We start from the raw sequence: 14,210 nt of genomic DNA, 5'->3' as shown, positions 1-14,210 counted from the left end.
GTGCGGCAGTAGCACCGAAACGCGGAGGTCGACGATGTCCGAGCTGGATGGCTCCAGCATCCTGCTCACCGGCGGGACCGGTTCGTTCGGCAAGGCGTTCATCACCTACGCCCTCGCCGAACTGAACCCGCGACGGCTGGTCGTGCTCTCCCGCGACGAGCTCAAGCAGTACGAAGCGCGCCAGCAGTTCGACAACGACCCGCGGCTGCGCTGGTTCATCGGCGACATCCGGGACCGCCGCCGCCTCGAGCGCGCGATGCACGGCGTCGACTACGTGGTGCACGCCGCCGCGCTCAAGCAGGTCGACACGGGTGAGTACAACCCGTTCGAATTCGTGCAGACCAACGTCGTCGGCTCGCAGCACGTCATCGAGGCCGCGATCGACACCGGCGTGAAGAAGGTCGTCGCGCTGTCGACGGACAAGGCGTCCAGCCCGATCAACCTCTACGGCGCCACGAAGCTGTGCGCCGACCGGATGTTCATCAGCGCGAACCACTACGCCGCGACGCATCCGACCAGGTTCTCCGTGGTCCGCTACGGCAACGTGATGGGCTCACGCGGCAGCGTGATCCCGTTCTTCCGCGCGCTCGCGGCCAAGGGCGAGTCGCTCCCGATCACGCACAAGGAGATGACCCGGTTCTGGATCACGCTCCCGCAGGCCGTGCAGTTCGTGATCGATTCGTTCGACCAGATGAACGGCGGCGAGCTGTACGTGCCGCGTATCCCGAGCATGCGGCTGGTCGATCTCGCGCAGGCGATCGCACCCGGTTCGCCGATGCACGAGGTCGGCATCCGCCCCGGCGAGAAGCTGCACGAAGAGATGATCGCCCCGGACGACGCCCGCCGCACCGTGCGGCTGAGCGACCGGTACGTCGTCCAGCCGCATATCGCGGGCTGGGGTTACGAACCGCCGACCGGCGGCGAGGCCGTGCCGGAGAACTTCGCCTACCGCTCGGACACCAACGACCTGTGGCTCGACGCGGACGAGCTGCGCGACCTGGTCGAGCAGTATGGCTGACTTCCTGCCCTACGGCCGTCAGTCCGTTTCGGACGAGGACATCGCCGCGGTCACCGAGGTGCTGCGTGGCGACTGGCTGACCACCGGCCCCGCCGTCACGCGCTTCGAGGAGGATCTCGCCGAGCACACCGGTGGCACGCCCGCGGTGGCCGTCACGTCGGGCACGGCCGCGTTGCACGTCGCGTACGCGGCGGCCGGGATCGGCCCTGACGACGAGGTCGTCACCTCGCCGATGACGTTCGTCGCCACCGCCGCGACGGCCGCGTTGCTCGGCGGCAAGGTCGTGTTCGCCGACGTCGAGGCGGACACGGGCAACCTCGACCCGGCGGCGGCCGCGGCGGCCGTCACCTCGCGCACCAAGGTCGTCGCGGCCGTGGACTACGCCGGTCACCCGGCCGAACTGGACGAGCTCGGCCGGATCGCGCACGACAACGGCGCGCTGCTGCTGGAGGACGCGGCGCATTCCGTCGGCGGCAGCTGGCAGGGCAGGCCGGTCGGCTCGCTCGCCGACCTCACGACGTTCTCCTTCTTCCCCACCAAGAACCTCACCACGGCCGAAGGCGGTGCGGTGGTCGCCGGTTCGGACGAGCTGCTGGCGCGCGCCCGCGGTTTCCGCAATCACGGGCTGGTGCGTGACAAGGCGGCGCAGCGGTATCCGGACGAAGGCGCGTGGCACCAGGAGGTGCACGAGTTCGGCCTGAACTACCGGCTCCCGGATGTGTTGTGCGCCTTGGGAAGCAGCCAGCTGCGCAGGCTCGCGGAGTTCAAGAAGCGGCGGGCGGAGATCCACGCCCGCTACACCGCCGCACTGTCCTCAGTGGACGGAGTGCTGACGCCCGCCGTGCGCGAAGGCGCGGACCCGGTGTGGCACCTGTACCCGTTGCGAGTCCTCGAAGGACGTCGCCGCGCTCTGTTCGATCACTTGCGCGCCAAGGGAATCGGCGTGCAGGTCAACTACATCCCCGCGTACTGGCACCCGGTGTTCGAGGACCTCGGGTACCGGCGCGGGATGTGCCCGAACGCGGAGCTGTACTACAGCCAGGAGCTTTCGCTGCCGCTGTTCCCGGCGTTGACCGACGCCGACGTGGACCGCGTCATCGACGAGGTCCACGGCTTCTTCCGCTAGAGCCGACCGTGTCTTAGGTACGTCCCACCGGTGCGCGGGTGGCGGTTTCGCGTGACTGGACGGACGACACACGTGTTGGGATGGACGACACGCGTGACTGGGCGGACGACACGCGCCATAGCCCCGGCCGCAAGCGTGTCGGCCATCCAGTCACACGTGTCGTCCGCCCGATCACGCGTGTCGTCCGTCGGATCACGTGTGTCGTCCACCAGGTCACGCGAGGCTAGATCAGGCCCCAGGTGAGTGCGGTGCCCTTCGGGACATCCGAGGAGAACGTGCGGCCGAGCACGTTCACGATCTCGGCGGGGGCCAGCCCGCCGGCAGGCCGGATCGAGCGGACGTTTTCCCGCGTCACGGTGTCCCCGGCACGCACGTCTTCGACGACGTACAGGGAACGCCGCAGCCGCAGGCCTTCCTTCTCGCTCTCGCGCGGCCCGATCACGGCGGCGCCCAGCGCCTCCCACGCACGGTGCGATTCGGTGACCAGCGCGGCCAGTTCGGCGGGCTCCAGGGAGAACTCCGAGTCCACACCGCCGTCGCTCCTGGCCAGCGTCACGTGCTTCTCGATGGCGACGGCGCCGAGCGCGACGGCCGCGAGCGGGGCGCCGATGCCGGGCGTGTGGTCGGACAGGCCGACGAGCGTCCCGGTCACGCCCGCCAGGACCGGCAGGCCACGCAGGTTGCTCTCGGCGGGCGACGCCGGGTAGCTGGCGGTGCAGCCGAGCACGATCAGCTGGTCGTTGCCCGCTTCACGCGCGGTGCGGACCGCGGCGTCGATCTCGGCGACGCTGGCCATCCCGGTCGAGATGATCAGCGGTTTGCCGGTTTTCGCGCACAGTTCGATCAGCGGCAGGTCGACGATCTCCGACGACGCGATCTTGTACGCGGGCGCGTCCAGCGACTCCAGCAGTTCGACGGCGGTGGGGTCGAACGGGCTGGAGAAGATCTCCAGGCCACGGGCGCGGGCGCGCTCGAACAGCGGTTCGTGCCATTCCCACGGCGTGTGGGCGCGTTCGTAGAGCTTGTAGAGGTTCTCGCCGCCCCACAGCGAATGCGAGTCGCTCACCCGGAAAGCGGGGGCGTCCACGTCGATCGTGATGGTGTCCGGCCGGTAGGTCTGCAGTTTGACCGCCTGCGCGCCGGTTTCGGCGATCGCGTCGACGATCTCCAGTGCCCTGGCGAGTTCGCCGTTGTGGTTACCGGACATTTCGGCGATGACGAACGGCGGATGCCCGGCCCCGATGCGGTGCGCGCCGATCCGGACTTCCTGTGCTGACATGGACGAAACGCCTCCCTGACGACGGTCTGGTCAGGACACAGTCTTACGCAGCTTCCGGAAACCGTCGACGGCAGGCGCGGTCTCGGCGTACCCGGCCCGGTCGAACAGCGCGGCCGACGCCGCGTTGTCCCGGTGCACGGCCGCGGTCACCGCCCGCACGCGGTGACCGGCGGTGAAGGCCCGCTCGCCCTCCGCCAGAACCGAAGCCGACAAGCCGCGGCCCCGGCTTTCCGGCGCGAGGGTGATGCTGACCTCCCAGACCCCTTCGTCCTCGCGGTCGAACCGGACGGTGCCGACCGGGATCCCGTCGAGTTCGACGACGTACAGCACCCTGTCCGGCGACGCCAGCACCCCGCGCAGCCACGCGGAATGCTCGTCGAGCGTGATCACCGCGGTCGAACGGGAAGCCTGCCGCGTACGCGGATCGTTCCGCCAGGCGAGCAGCAACCCGGCGTCGGCCTCCGTGGCCTCGCGAGCCAGCACGGATTACTGCGTCTGCTCGATGGTTTCGCGCTGGCGGTCTTCGATCCGGCGCAGCCGGTCCTCGTACCGCGCGATCCCGGCGAGCCGGACGCGGATCTGGGCGTGCTGGCGCTGGATCTCCTGGATCAAGCTGCGCGCCTCGGCCAGTTCGGGCTTGTCCGCGTGCACCGGCAGCGACAGCGACTCGCGCAGATCCTCCAGCTGGGCCTCCTGGGCCGCGACGCTCGGGATCAGGCGGTCCAGCTCGGCGCGGGTCCAGCGCAAGTCGCCGCGGGCGTGCTCGAGGCCGCTCTCGGCGCCGTCTAGCCGTCGGCGGTGGTCCGCGGTGGCGTGTTCGAGGTCGTTGACGCGCCCGTTGAGGTCGCGAAGCCGCTCGTCGATCCGGAAGTCGATGAGCCGGGCGATCCGGCCGATCACGCCGCTGCGGAGTTTCTGCACTGCCATGGGGTGTTCCTTCTCGGGATGGGCTGGCTGGGAGTTCAGCGCAGGAGTTCGGTTTCGCCGGTCTTCGTCCACGAGTCCAGCAGCCTGCCCTCGGCGGCGATGCGGTGCTCGGGTCCGACGATGCAGGAGTCGCCCGCGGCGTGCTCCCAGTGGGTCTGGGCCGGGTCGTCGATGAACGAGAACCCGGACAGGACCAGATTGGCGTGCGGGAACGACGTCCGCGCGATCCACGCGGCGAGCGTCCCGGTGGTCGACCACAGGCCCTCTTCGCGGCTCGGCAGCCCGAGCGCGTCGGACAGCGGCAGGACGACCTCGCGGTTCGGCACCGGCACGTAGCCGAGGTCTCCGGGCCACCAGCCCGGGATGTCTTCGGGCTCCCAGTGCATCCGGCCGGGCTCGACCAGCAGGTAGAGCCGTTTGCGGTAGTCACGGAAGACGTGCTTGGTGGCGCGGACGGCGCGGTTGAACACGACGACGTGCACCCGGCTGCCGACCGTTTCGGGGCCGCCCGGCTCGTCGACGACGAAGCCGTTGACGCGGATCACGAGGTCACAAGCGTCGATGGCCTTCGCTCGCCGAGGGTCCGGCGGAAGCGGCTGATTCCCGACCACGGCCACCGAACGGGGCTCCGGCCGGTCGGCGTATGCGGCGAGCAGATTGACCATCAGGCTCGCGTCGCCGAGTGCAGCAGTCATGAGGGCAGAAAGTACCAGCACACGCACCGCGTTCGGGTGCGAATCCGACGGTAGCGTTCCGTGGTCGGGACGGGGCGCCCCAGGCATCATCGGCCCCATCGGTACCCTCGTTCCCGTGCATGCCACCAGCACGGTTCACGCCGCCGACGGTGCTGCGCCGACCTCGGTTCCGCCGATTTCGGACAGCAAGACCTTTTCGCGCGCGTTCGCCGACATCAAGACCGGTTTCGCCGCCAAAGAGCTGTGGGGACACCTCGGCTGGCAGGACATCAAGCAGCGCTATCGCCGCTCGGTGATCGGCCCGTTCTGGATCACCATCAGCCAGGGTGTCATCGCGCTCGGCCTGGGGCTTCTGTACTCACAGTTGTTCAACCTGCCGACGGCGACGTTCCTTCCCTACATCAGCACCGGGTTCATCATCTGGGGCTTCATCAGCGGCTGCCTGTCCGAGGGCATGGAGACCTTCATCTCCAACGAAGGGCTGATCAAACAGCTCCCGGCGCCGCTTTCGGTGTACGTGCTGCGGACGGTCTGGCGCCAGACGCTGATGCTGGCGCACAACCTGATCGTCTACGTGATCGTGGTCGCGATCTTCTTCACCAGCCTGGACCAGCCGTACGCGATGAGCGGCGCCTGCGTCGACGGCGCGCTGTGCCACCCGGGGCTCGGCTGGTACTCGCTGAGCGCGATCCCCGGCATCCTCGTGCTCGCGCTGAACGCCGGCTGGGTCACCCTGCTGCTGGGCATCATCTCGACGCGCTACCGCGACATCCCGCAGGTGATCAACTCGCTCATCCAGCTGCTCTTCTACATGACGCCGATCGTCTGGCCGATCGACCAGCTGATGGCGGGTGGCGCCCGTGACGGCGTTTCGTGGGCCCTGCCGTACGTCTACGGCAACCCGCTCTTCCACTTCATCCAGATCGTGCGCGCACCGCTGATCGGCCAGGCCGTCGGCCTCAACAGCTGGTACGTGGTGCTCGGCATCACCGTCGTCGGCTGGGGTCTCGCGCTGGTCGCGATGCGCAATTACCGTTCCCGCGTCTCTTATTGGGTGTGACAGATGGTCAGCATTGATGTGCACAACGCCTACGTCGACTTCCCCATTTTCGACGCGAAGACCCGCTCCATGAAGAAGAAGGTGCTGGGCAAGGTCGGCGGCAAGATCGGCACCGAGAGCAAGGTGCCGATCATCGAAGCCCTGCACGACGTGAGCCTCCAGCTCCGCGAAGGCGACCGTGTCGGCCTCGTCGGCCACAACGGCGCCGGGAAGTCGACGCTGCTGCGGCTGCTGTCCGGCATCTACGAGCCCACCCGCGGTTCGGCGAAGATCTCCGGCAAGATCGCGCCGGTCTTCGACCTCGGCATCGGCATGGACCCGGAGATCTCCGGGATGGAGAACATCATCATCCGCGGCCTGTTCCTCGGGATGACCGCGAAGCAGATGGAAGCCCGCGTCGACGACATCGCGGAGTTCACCGAACTCGGCGACTACCTGCAGATGCCGCTGCGGACCTACTCGACCGGTATGCGGGTGCGCCTGGCGCTGGGCGTGGTCACCTCGATCGACCCGGAGATCCTGATCCTCGACGAGGGTATCGGCGCGGTCGACGCGGCGTTCCTCAACAAGGCGAAGGACCGGCTCAAGGACCTCGTGAAGCGCTCGGGCATCCTGGTGTTCGCCAGCCACTCGGACGAGTTCCTCTTCGAGCTCTGCGACTCCGCGATCTGGATGGACGAGGGGCACGTCAAGCAGCGCGGTTCGCTGCGCGAGGTGCTCACCGGCTACAAGGGGCGCGACCCGTTCGAGAACATGAGCAAGGAGACGCTGGAGCGGTTCGGTATCGAACCCGAGCCGGTGGCGACGACGAACGGTGGCCAAGGATGACCAGCGAGACCCGGCAGTTGCCCGAAGGCGCCGTCGTCGGCGTGGTCGTCACGCGCCATCGACGGGAACTGCTCGCGGACTCGCTCAAGGTGATCGCCGCGCAGACCCGGCCGGTCGACCACCTCGTCGTGGTCGACAACGGGCCGGACAAGTCGGCGCGGGACATCGTCGAGAACTACCCGCTGCCCTTCACGTACCTGCCTTCGCACCGCAACCTCGGCGGTGCGGGCGGGTTCGCGCTCGGCATGTTGCACGCGCTTTCCCTTGGCGCGGACTGGATCTGGCTGGCCGACGACGACGGCCGTCCCGCCGACGAGAACGTCCTCGCGATCCTGCTGGAGGAGGCCGAGAAGCGGGATCTGGCCGAGATCTCCCCGGTGGTGTCCAACATCGACGCGCCGGACAAGCTCGCGTTCCCGTTGCGGCGCGGGCTGACCTGGAAGCGTTCGTCGTCGGAACTGGGCGTCGACTTCCTGCCGGGGATCGCCTCGCTGATGAACGGCGCGTTGTTCCGGGCGTCCACTTTGGACGTCGTCGGCGTGCCGGATCTGCGGCTGTTCTTCCGCGGTGACGAGGTCGAACTGCACCGGCGCCTGGTGCGTTCCGGGCTGCCGTTCGGCACCTCGCTCAAGACCGCGTACCTGCACCCGGACGGTTCGGACGAGTTCAAGCCGATGCTGGGTGGCCGGTTCCACGCGCAGGACCCGGAAAACGAGGTCAAGCGCTACTACACCTACCGCAACCGCGGATACCTGCTGTCCCAGCCGGGGATGCGCAAGATCGGCGCGCTCGAAGTGGTGCGGTTCGGCCTGTACTTCGTCGGGGTGAAGCGGGATCCGAAGGCCTTCCTGCAGTGGCTCAAGCTGGTTCGCCAGGGCCGCAAGGAGAAGTTCTACCGATACTGAGATCCACGGAAAAAGGGCCCCTCGCTCGCGCGAGGGGCCCTTTTTCGTGCGTCTACTCGCCGATGACCGGCGGCGCGGTGCGCATGTCGGTCCCGAAGACCTCGTCGGGGTCGCCCTCGACGAGGTACGTCGGACGCTGGTGCTCGGTGTCCTCGTCCCCCTCCGACTGCTGACCGCGGCCACCCATGCCGCCGCCCATCCCCGGCCCGCCTCGACCGGCCGCGCCACCGCCCATACCGCGGCCGGCGGCCGCTTCGGCGGCACCGATACCGCCCGGACGGGCCGCGCCGGACGCGGAACCCGAACCGGGTGTGGAACCGCCGCCGCCACCGGGGCCGAACCCGCTTCCGCCGCCACCGCGGCCGGTCCGGCTGTTGTAGTCCGAGTCGCCCATGCCGCCGCCCATCATGGGCGGCGCCATCGGCATGGGGCTGATCGGCATCGCGGTGTTGTTGGGGCCGGGCGTGGTGATCGGCGCCGGGTTGTTCTGGAAGCCGGACGGCGTCGTGCCCGACGGAAGGCTGCCGGATCCCGTGGTGCTGCCCGGACCGGGCAGGGTGGAGCCGTAGCCGCCGCCACCGCCTCCACCACCGCCGCCGTTACCCCCGCCACCGCTGCCGGGCGGGATGTAGGTGTTCCCGGGGTTGTTGGGGCCGGGCGTGTTCGAGCCGGGCGGAACCTGGTACGGCAGCGGCTTGCCCGTATCGTCGATCCCGCCACCGCCGCCCGCGCCGAACTTCGGCGGCTCGGCGAACACCGGCTGCTTCGACGCGGCCTCGTACAAGGACTTGTCGTAGTTGTTCATGGCGGAGGCCGCCTGAGTGTGGGCCTCCAGGCTGTCCTTCTGTTTCTGGATGGACTTGTCGATGTTCTCGCTCATGTTGAACGGGTTCGACGTCAGCCACCCCCCGATCTCTTCCTTCCAGCTGAAGGGGATCGGTTTGGGCATCGTGTTCTTCACGGTGGAGGCCGCGGTGCCCTGGTCGTAGATCGTCTCGGAGGCGAGCTTGGCGTTCTGGGAGTTCGCCTCGGACCATTTGCTGAGGCTCTTGAAGTAGTCCTGCGCGTTGCCCGCCGCGTCACCTTCCCAGGTGCCCCGCGAAGCGGTGACGGCCTCGTCCATCCTCCTCGAGAAGGTGTCGAAGGCCTTGTGGATCTCGTGGTACGCGGTCGAGACCTCGGAGACCTGCTCGACGTTCAGGTTGCTGTTGACGAACTGTTCGAGCCGCTCGTGGTCGTAACCGAGGTAGTCGCCGTTCGGCGGCTCGAGCCCCTCGACGTACTTGATGTTCTTGTTCTTGGTCAGCTCGTCGACGGTCTTGTTCCCGACGTCTTCGGCCTCCTGCTGACCTTTGCCCTCGGCGATGAGCCGCTGGAAGATGGCGAACGGCCCGTCGCCGACGTTTCCGCTCGCCTTGTCCCGGTAGTACTGCTCCCGGGCTTGAGGCGAGAGACCGTCGACGTACTCCTGCTCGGTCATGTAGGCCCTGTCGGTGGTCATCCTGGTCCCCCTAGCCCTTCGGAAGTTTCGGTTCGACGATGTCGGCGACCTTCTCCGCCATCCCGCACGACTTCTCCGGATCCGTGCTGACGACCACGAGGTCGACCCGCGCCGAGGCACTGATTTCGAGTGCCATCAGACAGCTGGCGGGAGGTTTCGGAACGAGCACGGCTTTGCGCCCGTTGACGTTGCCGGTGGTCTTGCCGTTCCCGCCGTCGACGACACCGTCGACACCCTGCTTGTCACGAACCCCGACGCTGACGGTGACGCTGTCGGCCGCCGTCTGGGAGTCCTTGGTGAACTCGCAGACGCGGGCACCACCCACGTTCTCGGGAACGGGTGGCTCGAAAGTGCCGAACGACGCCAGATCGGCAGCGCCGACGAGCGAACACGGATCGATCGACGCGGGGTCGGCACCACCGGTGGCCGTCGTCGGCGCGGTGGACTCGCCGCCTTGCGCGGGCGACGACGGCGCCGCGGAGGGGGTGCCCGGCTTTTCGGTGGAACAGGCCGCGAGCACGAACGCGGCCGCGGTCAGCGGTACGAGGAGCAGCTTCTTCATTCCGCCTCAGTTCTTGAGCCGATCGAGCGCCTCGACCGTTTCGTCTTCCTTCTTCTTGTACTGCCCCGACGCGCGCAACAGCGCTTCTTCGGTATCCAGGACCACCTGGCGGAACTGACCGATCACCGCGCTCGCCGAATTGGCCGACTGGGCGGCACCCTTGTGGTCGTGGGCGGCGACGGCCCTGCCGTACGGGTGGTCGCCGAGTTGCGGCGCCTGGGAAAGGTGGACCGTCTTGCTTTCCAGGCTGTTGAGCTCTTTCGTCATGTCGCGCACCACTTTGAGAAGCGGCTCGACGCCTTCGGCGGTGATCTTGAAGCCGCCGCTCTTGGCTGCCGAGACCAGCTTCTGGGTCTCCGCGCTCACCTGGGCGACCGCGGCCGCGTTCAGGCCACCGGCCGCCACGTAACCAGCTGCCGCACCCAAGGCGGAGCCGATCGAAAAGTCCGGTGCCGCCTGTCCGCCGTCCGCTTCGAAAGCCATCGCCCGCCCCACTGCCTCGTCTGCTCGCCTGTGCGTATCGCCCGGCAGTCTACTAGCCGGGCACTCAGCGCGACGGTGATTCACCGATCGCCGAAGATCTCCGTAGCTGTGACGAAACGGGCGTCACCCCGGTTCCCCGTGGCTCAGAACTGCCCTTCGAGCTGGGCATACAGCTGCTGAGCGATCCTCGCGTTGTCGGCGGGAGCGTAGGTCAGCCAGCTTTGCCCGTCGGCCGCCTGACGCGAGGTCATCATGAAGCGGCCCGCTTCGGTGTCGAACCACGCCAGCGGCGGGAACACCTGGCCGCCGCGGATGAACACGCTGAACTGGCCCACGCGCGTCTTCGGCTTCTCGAAGATCCGCTCCACCTGCCGCAGCTGCGGGTTCGACCCGTGCGACCGCGGCCCGCTGACGTTGGCGAAGGGGTCGTACGCGTCGTCGTTCCGAGGGCGCTTCGGCGCGCTCGCCGGCTTCGCGATGGTGACCGATTGACCGGGGCCGGCCGGGGTGAGCGGCAGCAGGTCGACGATCGACGCGACGATCGCGGTCGGCCTGGTCTCCTCGAACACGAGCAGGTTCTCGTCCTGGCGTACGACGACCGCGAACTGCCCGTTCGTCGCCGCCCTCGCGAGCAGCTGCTTGTCCTTGTCCAGCTGCGCGACCGTCCAGACGGCGAGCTGCGGATTGGCGAAGGTGGCGATCGCGAGCTCGACGTCCGCGTCGAGCCTGCCGCCGCGCATCAGGCCGCGGCCTTCGAGGTCGCGGAAGACGGCCTCGCGCACCATCGCGCGCTGATCGGTCGTCGTGCCGATGTGCGGGATCTCGAACGGGACGGGCGACGGCCCGAACCGGCCGTGTTCGAGCAGGATGTCCACCGCCGCCAGCGACAACGAAAACGAATGCGGCATCGCCATTTCCCCCCGCGGGTGTCTTGTCCGTCGGGATGAACGTAGTCCACGCGCCCGATACGCCCGCAGCGAACCCGCTTGCCCGGTTGTGATCACGGCTGCTGCCATGGATCCATGGCAGACCAGAAACCCGCGCTCGTCCTCCATCTCGCCACCGGCGGGGAGCCGCTGCTCTTCGCGCTCACGACGGAAGAAACCGAACGGCTGACCAAGGATCTCTCGCATTTCGTCCGCACCGGTTCGGTGCAGACGATCCAGACGAGGGACGACTCGGAGGTGGCGATCAACTTCTCCCACGTCGCCGCCGCCTACATCGACGATCTGAACCGCAAGACGAGAGTGTTCGGGCTGCACTAGTCCCGGGGAGCCCCTACTTGAGTCGTCGAGGGCAGCAGGTGACCGGCCTCAGACGTCATGAAAGGGCCGTTCAGGACGAAAAACGTCCTGAACGGCCCTTTCATGACATTCGGTGAAGCGAAGCGCGCTTACAGCTCGTAAAGCCGCTTCCAGTTGTCCCGCGAGGTCAGCTCGGGCATGGCGCGCTTGTACTGCTCCTGCACCGCCGCGCCTTCCTTGCGGAGCCGCTGGATCACCTTCGCGCCCCGGCGCGCCAGGTCGAACATCTTCGCGCGGTCGTACGAGCGGACCCGCACGCCTTCCTGCGAAGCGTCGGTTACGACGGCGGTGTCGAAGGTCGCGACGTGCCACCAGTGGGCCTCGTCGATCGGGATCGCGCCGAGCGAGTGGCGGCTGCGGCCGAGCACCCGGTCGAGGATCCGCTTGATCAGCACCAGCCGCTGCATGCTGGGCCGCGGCGCGCTGTTGATGATGCCGATGTCGTTCGACGCGATACCCGGGACGTCGGTGGCCTTGTGCCGTTTGGTCTCGGGGTACTCGTCGCGGATCCGGCGGATCTCCTTCATCGCGGCGACGCCGCCGTCACGCAGGACCTCGGGCCCCTCGAGGAAGTCCTCGACGGCCTTGATCAGCGTGGCGGACAGGCCGTACTGCATGCCGAGCAGGTACCGGACCAGCTGCGCGATGAGCACGCGCGAGAGCAGGTTCAGGTTGAACGGCGAGTGCAGCGCGGCGGTGATGATCGAGTTCCGCAGGTTGAAGTAGCGGTGCCACTCGTCCCAGTCCTTCCAGTGGAAGTCGGCGTGCCAGACGCCGGCGCCCGGAAGGGTGACCGTGGGGAAGCCGTGCGCGCGGGCGCGGTAGCTGTACTCCGCGTCGTCCCACTGGAAGAAGAACGGCAGCGGGTAGCCCGTGGCCTTGACGACCTCGTACGGGATCAGGCACGACCACCAGCCGTTGTACCCGGCGTCGAGGCGGCGTTCCTGGCGGTTCGGCTTGAGGGTCTCCTCGTCGACGCCGAGCAGGTCGGCGGTCGAGAGCGAGTGCTGCACCGGCTGGCCGGGCTCCAGCGTGTTCAGGCGGGCGTACTCGGCGCCGACGTGCAGCTGGTTCGGGTGCAGCAGATTCAGCATCTGCCCGCCGACGATGACCGGGTTGACCGTGCGGTTGGAGAACGCGGTCATCCGGATCACCAGATCCGGCTCCAGCAGCACGTCGTCGTCCATGAACAGGACGTTCGCGTGCTCGGTCTCTGTGTGCCCGGCGACCTCGTAGAGGCCGCGGGTGAACCCGCCGGCACCGCCGAGGTTCGGCTGCTTGATGTAGTGCAGCTTGTCGCCGAGGTCCTTGGCGACCTGCTCGAAGCCGTCGCGCGACTCGACGAGGTCGGTGCCCTGGTCGGCGACGTAGATCGCGTCGAGCGTCTCCAGCGAGGAGACGTCGGCGGCGAGCGCCTGCAGGTTCGACAGGCAGTCGTCGGCGCGGTTCATCGTGCAGATGGTCACCGCGGTCGGGCGGATCTTCTCCGGCGCTTCGACCGTCCAGCGGACCTTCTCGACACGCAGCGACTGGCCGCCCTCGGTCTCGATGTCGAGCCAGAGCGCGCCGCCGTCGTAGAACTTGTCGAGCTTCGCGGTGAGCGTCACCTTCTGCTGCTTCGCACCCGCGACGACCTCGGCGGCGACGACCCGCGGGTCGCCCTCGATGTCGGAGGCGCCGACGGACAGCTGGCCGTCACCGGTGACGACGGCCTCGACCTGGACCTCGGTCACGTCGGTCCAGCGCTGCCAGTAGCTGGCGGGGAACCGGCCGAAGTACGTGTTGCCGGACACCTTCGACGCGGGCTCGATGGAGATGCCCCCGCGCTCGCGCACGGCGGTACCCCACTCGAGTTCGGCGTAGAGGTCCTTGCTGACGATGGGGGCCGGGCCGGCGTAGAGCCCGCGCTGCGCGGTGAGACGGCCCTGCGGGGTGCGTTCCGCGAAGCGGGTGTCGTCGACAGTGCTCACCATGGCGCTCGGGGCCTCTCCGGTGACGGCGGCTTTACCGGGCATGAATCCTCAGTTCTCCTCTGTGCTGGTGGCGGTGGCGCGGGGCTCACGGAAGACGACCCACTTGAGCATGACGAAGTTGATCACGGTCGCGGTTGCCTGCGAGACGACCCAGCCGAAGGTGGCCTTCCAGGCCGACTCCGGCAGGACGTGCAGCATCGTGCGGTTGACGCCGACGGCCACGAGGAACGTCACGGCGTACAAGAGCACGAAGCTACCGATCTGACGCGCGCCCTCCTGGCGTCCACCGGCGAAGGTGAACTTGCGGTTCAGGAAGAAGGCGGTCGTGGTGCCCACGATGAAGCTGAGCGCGCGGGCGATGTCCACCCACGGCGTCACGTCCATTCCGAGGGCACGAAGCCCCTGGTAGACGCCGAAATCGACCAGGGCGCAGAAGCCGCCGATGAGGCCGAAGCGGATGAGCTGCCCGAGCAGCCCAGGGGAGGACGGCGCTGCTGCCGTCACGCCGGCTTTCGGGTCGGTCGCCACCACTGCTCTACCTCATAAACT

At 68.1% G+C, this 14,210-nt stretch carries 16 protein-coding genes; 6 read left to right on the top strand and 10 right to left on the bottom strand.

The window, feature by feature from the left end; genetic code table 11:
• Positions 1-34: 34 nt before the first annotated feature.
• Together pseB and DMC64_RS01955 are read left to right on the top strand one after the other, a co-directional pair.
• The gene (gene pseB, locus DMC64_RS01960; RefSeq protein WP_038507572.1) at positions 35-1,018 is read left to right on the top strand and encodes a UDP-N-acetylglucosamine 4,6-dehydratase (inverting); all 984 of its coding nucleotides are present in this window, start codon (positions 35-37) and stop codon (positions 1,016-1,018) included.
• Positions 1,011-2,144, top strand: coding sequence for a DegT/DnrJ/EryC1/StrS aminotransferase family protein (locus DMC64_RS01955; RefSeq protein WP_125731663.1), 1,134 nt, complete (start codon positions 1,011-1,013; stop codon positions 2,142-2,144). Before pseB ends, DMC64_RS01955 begins: the two co-directional genes overlap by 8 nt.
• A 223-nt stretch (positions 2,145-2,367) precedes the next feature.
• Here DMC64_RS01955 and pseI read toward each other — a convergent pair whose 3' ends face one another.
• From pseI to DMC64_RS01935, 4 genes are read right to left on the bottom strand one after another with little or no spacing between them, the layout of a single operon-like run.
• Positions 2,368-3,423, bottom strand: coding sequence for a pseudaminic acid synthase (gene pseI / locus DMC64_RS01950; protein WP_125731661.1), 1,056 nt, complete (start codon positions 3,421-3,423; stop codon positions 2,368-2,370).
• Between the two features lie 30 nt (positions 3,424-3,453).
• On the bottom strand, positions 3,454-3,906 hold the full coding sequence (locus tag DMC64_RS01945) for a GNAT family N-acetyltransferase (protein WP_125731659.1): 453 nt from the start codon (positions 3,904-3,906) through the stop codon (positions 3,454-3,456).
• Positions 3,907-3,909: 3 nt separating this feature from the next.
• A complete protein-coding gene (locus DMC64_RS01940; protein WP_038507561.1) occupies positions 3,910-4,350 on the bottom strand; it encodes a hypothetical protein in 441 nt (146 codons plus the stop codon).
• A 35-nt stretch (positions 4,351-4,385) separates the two neighbouring features.
• The gene (locus DMC64_RS01935; RefSeq protein WP_037333414.1) at positions 4,386-5,015 is read right to left on the bottom strand and encodes a hypothetical protein; all 630 of its coding nucleotides are present in this window, start codon (positions 5,013-5,015) and stop codon (positions 4,386-4,388) included.
• 145 nt (positions 5,016-5,160) lie between these two features.
• Here DMC64_RS01935 and DMC64_RS01930 point away from each other — a divergent pair, with 145 nt between their 5' ends.
• The 3 genes from DMC64_RS01930 to DMC64_RS01920 are packed head-to-tail and all read left to right on the top strand — an operon-like array spanning position 5,161 to position 7,838.
• Entirely contained in the window at positions 5,161-6,105 is a 945-nt protein-coding gene (locus DMC64_RS01930; protein ID WP_199754851.1) for an ABC transporter permease, read from the top strand.
• Positions 6,106-6,108: 3 nt separating this feature from the next.
• Entirely contained in the window at positions 6,109-6,933 is an 825-nt protein-coding gene (locus DMC64_RS01925; RefSeq protein ID WP_037333420.1) for an ABC transporter ATP-binding protein, read from the top strand.
• A complete protein-coding gene (locus DMC64_RS01920) occupies positions 6,930-7,838 on the top strand; it encodes a glycosyltransferase (protein WP_037333422.1) in 909 nt (302 codons plus the stop codon). Before DMC64_RS01925 ends, DMC64_RS01920 begins: the two co-directional genes overlap by 4 nt.
• A 52-nt stretch (positions 7,839-7,890) precedes the next feature.
• Here the strand turns inward: DMC64_RS01920 and DMC64_RS01915 are convergent, their stop codons facing one another.
• From DMC64_RS01915 to DMC64_RS01900, 4 genes are all read right to left on the bottom strand, one after another.
• Positions 7,891-9,339 (bottom strand): hypothetical protein, encoded by a 1,449-nt coding sequence (locus DMC64_RS01915; RefSeq protein ID WP_125731657.1) that lies wholly within the window; start codon positions 9,337-9,339, stop codon positions 7,891-7,893.
• 10 nt (positions 9,340-9,349) lie between these two features.
• A complete protein-coding gene (locus DMC64_RS01910; RefSeq protein WP_125731655.1) occupies positions 9,350-9,901 on the bottom strand; it encodes a DUF3558 domain-containing protein in 552 nt (183 codons plus the stop codon).
• A gap of 6 nt (positions 9,902-9,907) precedes the next feature.
• Positions 9,908-10,384 carry a hypothetical protein gene (locus DMC64_RS01905; RefSeq protein WP_233629534.1) on the bottom strand — a complete coding sequence of 159 codons (477 nt, stop codon included), beginning with the start codon at positions 10,382-10,384 and terminating at the stop codon, positions 9,908-9,910.
• Between the two features lie 143 nt (positions 10,385-10,527).
• On the bottom strand, positions 10,528-11,292 hold the full coding sequence (locus DMC64_RS01900; RefSeq protein WP_199754850.1) for an ESX secretion-associated protein EspG: 765 nt from the start codon (positions 11,290-11,292) through the stop codon (positions 10,528-10,530).
• A gap of 114 nt (positions 11,293-11,406) precedes the next feature.
• Here DMC64_RS01900 and DMC64_RS01895 point away from each other — a divergent pair, with 114 nt between their 5' ends.
• A complete protein-coding gene (locus DMC64_RS01895; RefSeq protein ID WP_016330689.1) occupies positions 11,407-11,649 on the top strand; it encodes a hypothetical protein in 243 nt (80 codons plus the stop codon).
• Between the two features lie 128 nt (positions 11,650-11,777).
• Here the strand turns inward: DMC64_RS01895 and DMC64_RS01890 are convergent, their stop codons facing one another.
• The gene (locus DMC64_RS01890; RefSeq protein ID WP_016330687.1) at positions 11,778-13,703 is read right to left on the bottom strand and encodes a glycosyltransferase; all 1,926 of its coding nucleotides are present in this window, start codon (positions 13,701-13,703) and stop codon (positions 11,778-11,780) included.
• Positions 13,704-13,709: 6 nt separating this feature from the next.
• Positions 13,710-14,192: a GtrA family protein gene (locus tag DMC64_RS01885; RefSeq protein ID WP_125731649.1), complete on the bottom strand. Its 483-nt coding sequence runs from the start codon at positions 14,190-14,192 to the stop codon at positions 13,710-13,712.
• Positions 14,193-14,210: the final 18 nt, after the last annotated feature.

It is taken from the genome of Amycolatopsis sp. WAC 04197, assembly GCF_003947475.1.
In the GTDB taxonomy this organism is placed as follows: domain Bacteria; phylum Actinomycetota; class Actinomycetes; order Mycobacteriales; family Pseudonocardiaceae; genus Amycolatopsis; species Amycolatopsis japonica.
Note: the sequence above shows the minus strand (reverse complement) of the source record. Positions and strands in the feature narration are given on the sequence as shown.